Genomic DNA, 1,043 nt, shown 5'->3' on the forward strand with positions numbered 1-1,043 from the left:
GAGCACTTCTCACCAAGTTCGCTTGGTCAGGGGCCAGTACACCGGCGAGTGTCCGGTGCTGGTTGCTCATGGGTGGAACGTTGACTATTCGGCACAGTTTTTCATGGTTCTCCCAGTGCTGCTTCGGCGTGGAAAGGGGGATGGTGAAGGGCTGGGCCGGGCGCGCTGTTGGGTGTCTGAGGGTGCGGCCGTGAGGTTGTGTCTTCGGGATGCCGGCCCCGGTGAACTCCACAGTGTGTGGGGGTGGCGGGTGGTTGGTCGTTGTTTGAGAACTGCACAGTGGACGCGAGCATCTGTGGCCAAGTTTTTAAGGGCGCACGGTGGATGCCTTGGCACCAGGAACCGATGAAGGACGTGGGAGGCCGCGATAGGCCCCGGGGAGCTGTCAACCGAGCTTTGATCCGGGGGTGTCCGAATGGGGAAACCCGGCAGTCGTCATGGGCTGTCACCCGCTGCTGAACACATAGGCAGTGTGGAGGGAACGAGGGGAAGTGAAACATCTCAGTACCCTCAGGAAGAGAAAACAACCGTGATTCCGGGAGTAGTGGCGAGCGAAACCGGATGAGGCCAAACCGTATGTGTGTGATACCCGGCAGGGGTTGCGCATGCGGGGTTGTGGGAGTGTGCTTGATCAGTCTGCCGGCTGGTCGGAGAGTCAGAAACCGTTGATGTAGGCGAAGGACATGCGAAAGGTCCGGCGTAGAGGGTAAGACCCCCGTAGCTGAAACATCAGCGGCTCTCTTGTGTATTTCCCAAGTAGCACGGGGCCCGAGAAATCCCGTGTGAATCTGGCGGGACCACCCGCTAAGCCTAAATATTCCCTGGTGACCGATAGCGGATAGTACCGTGAGGGAATGGTGAAAAGTACCGCGGGAGCGGAGTGAAATAGTACCTGAAACCGTGTGCCTACAAGCCGTGGGAGCGTCGCTGGCAGTACTTGTGCTGTCAGTCGTGACTGCGTGCCTTTTGAAGAATGAGCCTGCGAGTTTGCGGTGTGTTGCGAGGTTAACCCGTGTGGGGAAGCCGTAGCGAAAGCGAGTCCG

1 rRNA gene is annotated in these 1,043 nt (G+C 58.9%); it reads left to right on the forward strand.

Annotated features, from left to right (window positions below):
- Window positions 1-297: 297 nt before the first annotated feature.
- A 23S ribosomal RNA gene (locus ACZ61E_RS32570) occupies window positions 298-1,043 on the forward strand; the annotation flags it as partial.

The organism is Streptomyces sp. NPDC104581 (genome assembly GCF_055583685.1).